Source organism: Micromonospora sp. NPDC049799, assembly GCF_040656655.1.
GTDB lineage: Bacteria > Actinomycetota > Actinomycetes > Mycobacteriales > Micromonosporaceae > Micromonospora.
The window spans coordinates 1-3,296 of the sequence record NZ_JBFAMU010000531.1 but is presented as its reverse complement, the minus strand read 5'-3'; the positions used below and the strand labels follow the sequence as shown (position 1 = coordinate 3,296).

Annotated in this window: 3 protein-coding genes; all 3 read right to left on the bottom strand. The window is 72.9% G+C overall.

The genetic code is table 11. The features are described 5' to 3' along the window. Window positions 1-453 precede the first annotated feature (453 nt). Genes AB0I76_RS25800 through AB0I76_RS25790 form a run of 3 tightly spaced genes read right to left on the bottom strand, consistent with a single transcriptional unit; the run spans window position 454 to window position 3,210 of the window. A complete protein-coding gene (locus AB0I76_RS25800; RefSeq protein WP_357040475.1) occupies window positions 454-1,005 on the bottom strand; it encodes a gluconokinase in 552 nt (183 codons plus the stop codon). Then, the gene (manD, locus tag AB0I76_RS25795) at window positions 995-2,224 is read right to left on the bottom strand and encodes a D-mannonate dehydratase ManD (protein ID WP_357040472.1); all 1,230 of its coding nucleotides are present in this window, start codon (window positions 2,222-2,224) and stop codon (window positions 995-997) included. The genes AB0I76_RS25800 and manD overlap by 11 nt, the downstream gene beginning before the upstream one ends. Window positions 2,225-2,256: 32 nt before the next feature. After that, window positions 2,257-3,210 (bottom strand): sugar kinase, encoded by a 954-nt coding sequence (locus tag AB0I76_RS25790; RefSeq protein WP_357040469.1) that lies wholly within the window; start codon window positions 3,208-3,210, stop codon window positions 2,257-2,259. Between the last annotated feature and the right edge of the window lie 86 nt (window positions 3,211-3,296).

Here is a 3,296-nt window from a genome sequence, read left to right as displayed (position 1 = left end):
TTGGTTTTTCGTTGTGTATTCTCGCCACGCCCGCCCCGAACCCGGGGCGGGGGCGGGGGGGGCCCCGCCCCCCGCGACACGGGTCGTGCTCAGATGGCGCGGGCCCAGTCCACCCGCATGCTGTCGTCGTACTCGTCGCCTGGGATCCACCGGGGCGGCGTCCAAACCGGCGCGCAGCGCGGTGCGGCGGCAGGTGGCCGGTCGCGAGGTGCAGGGCAGGGCGGTGGCCCAGGCGCTCGCCCCGACGTCGGAAGACCTTCAGTGCGAGGCTCCAGACCCGACGCTCGTACTCGGCCCAAGACAATGAGAGGCATGACTCTCTCAAGGATTCTCACTGAGTTTGGCCACTGCAGCTCAGGAGCCCTCCGTGTGGCTCAGTTCAACTGAGACATGACACTCAGCGGGCCGCCCGCGCGGACGGTCGCGGCGCCGGGGCGCGCGACCGGGCGCCGCCTACCAGCCGGCGGTGACGCCGGTCGGCAGGCCGAGCCCGTCGACCGCCGCCGAGACGAGCTCGCTCGACGTCAGCGACACGTCGAGCACCAGCACCGACTCGTCCGGGTGGGGCCGTTCCAGGGTCGCCAGCTGCGACCCGAGCAGGCTCGCCGGCATGTAGTGCCCGGTACGGCGGGCCATCCGCTCCCGGATCACGTCGGCCGACCCGTCGAGCAGGACGAACTCGACGTTCGGCGGCCCTTGGCGGAGCACGTCGCGGTAGGACCGCTTGAGGGCCGAGCAGGCCAGCACGGTCGAGACGCCGTCGGCGGCGCGGGCGGCCATCCACCCGGCCAGGTCGCGCAGCCAGGGCAGGCGCGCAACGTCGTCCAGCGGCACCCCGGCCCGCATGCTCGCCACGTTGGCCGGCGGGTGGAACTCGTCCGCCTCGGCGAAGGTCAGTCCGGTACGGGCGGCGATGCCCAGGGCGATGGTCGTCTTGCCGGCCCCGGACACCCCCATCACGACCACGTGTCGCGTCGGCGCGACCGGGCGGCGCTCACCAGTCATGGACCGTGCCGTCCTGGAGCCGGTTGAACGGCAGGTAGGCCGGCACGTACGGGAACTTCGCGGCGGCCTCCTCGTCCAGTTCGACGCCGAGCCCGGGCCGCTCCCCCGGGTGCAGGTAGCCGTCGGTGAAGGTGAACGACTGCCGGAACACTTCGTTGGTGAGCGCCCCGTGCTGCATGTACTCCTGGATGCCGAAGTTGTGGATGGCCAGGTCCAGGTGCAGCGCGGCGGCCATGCCGACCGGCGAGATGTCGGTCGGCCCGTGGATGCCGGACTTGATCTGGTACTGGGCGGCGAAGTCGAGCAGCTTGCGCATGGCCGTGATGCCGCCGGTATGGGTGACGGCGGACCGGACGTAGTCGATGAGCTGCTCGCGGATGAGGGTCTGGTAGTCCCAGACGGTGTTGAAGACCTCGCCGATCGCCAGCGGCGTGGTGGTGTGCTGGCGGACCAGCCGCAGCGCCTCCTGGTTCTCCGCCGGGGTGCAGTCCTCCAGCCAGAACAGGTCGTACGGCTCCAGCGCCTTGCCCAGCCTGGCGGCCTGGATGGGGGTCATCCGGTGGTGGCCGTCGTGCAGCAGCGGCAGCTCCGGGCCGAACTCGTTGCGGACCGCCTCGAAGACGCCGGGCAGATGACGCAGGTAGGAGCGGGTGTCCCAGTCCTCCTCGGCCGGCAACGGGGTGCGCTGCGCTGGCTCGTAGTCGTACCGCTTGCCGTCGACGCTCCTCTGGGTGGCGACCCCGTACACGGCGTTGATGCCCGGCACCGAGGTCTGCACGCGGATCGAGCGGTAGCCGAGTTCGAGGTGGCGGCGGATCGAGTCGAACAGCTCCGGCAGGTCCCGGCCGGAGGCGTGGCCGTACGCCATGATGCCGGTGCGGGACGCCCCGCCCAGCAGCTGGTACAGCGGCATGCCGGCGGCCTTGGCCTTGATGTCCCACAGGGCCACGTCCACCGCCGCGATGGCGGCCATCGTGACCGGTCCCCGACGCCAGTACGCCGAGCGGTAGAGGAACTGCCAGGCGTCCTCGATGCGGTGCGCGTCCCGGCCGATCAGCAGCGGCACGACGTGGTCGCGCAGGTACGAGGCGACGGAAAGCTCACGTCCGTTGAGGGTGCCGTCGCCCAGGCCGGTGACGCCGTCGTCGGTGGTGATCTTCAGGGTGACGAAGTTGCGGTCGGGACTGGAGACGATGACGTCAGCTGCGACGATCTTCACGGGGTGCCTTTCTTCCTACAGTGTGGCAGCGGCTAGCGGAGGACGCTTCCCGCCTCGTGGCCGTCGAGAAGGGACAGTTCGGCGCGGCGCGGCAGCCCGTCGCAGTCGCCCCGGCTGGAGACCGCGAAGGCGCCGAGGGTGGCCGCCCGCCGCAGCCGACCGGCCAGGTCGAGCCCGTCGAACCAGCCGGAGAGGTAGCCCGCGGTGAACGCGTCCCCGGCGCCGATGGTGTCGACGGCGGTCACGGCCAGCGCCCCGACGTGCTCGACCCCGTCCGGGGTGTGCGCGCGGGCGCCGTCGGCGCCCAGCTTGACCAGGACGGTGTGCACGCCCCGCCGGAACAGGTCCGCCACGATGGTGGACTCGTCGGCCCCGGAGTCGCCGACGAGGTCGAGTTCGTCGGCGGAGGCGATGACGGTCGAGGCGTACCCCGCCAGCGGGGTGAGCACCTTGCGGGCGGTGTCGCGGGACCAGAGGCGGGCGCGGTGGTTGACGTCGAGGCACACCGGGATGCCCGCCGCGACGGCCGCCTCGGCCGCCCACCGGGTGGCCTCCCGGGCGGTGTCGGACAGCGCCGGGGTGATCCCGGTCAGGTGCAGCGTCCGTGCGCCGGCGGCCAGCGGCGCCCGCAGGTCGTCGACGCGCAGCGCGGAGCCGGCCGATCCGGCCCGGTGGTACTGCACCCGGGTCACGTCGGCGGTGCGCTGCTCCAGGAACATCAGGCCGGTCGGCCGGTCGGGGTCCCGGGTCACGTCGTCGACACCGACGCCCTCGGCGCGCAACTGCCGCAGCGTGTACTCGCCGAACTCGTCGGTGCTCACCCGGCCGACCCACGCGGCCCGGTGGCCCAGCCGGGCCACCCCCACCGCCACGTTGGACTCGGCGCCGGCCAGGTGCGTGGTCAGCGGTCCCCCGGCGGCGAGCGGGCCGGCCGAGCGCAGGGACACCAGCGCCTCGCCGACGGTGAGCAGGTCCGGTGCGGTCATGACGCGGGCGACTTCCGTACCGCGGCGAGGTAGGTGCGCGCCCGCGCCCGCAGGGCGTCCAGGTCGCCGCCGGCGGCGGCGTCGCC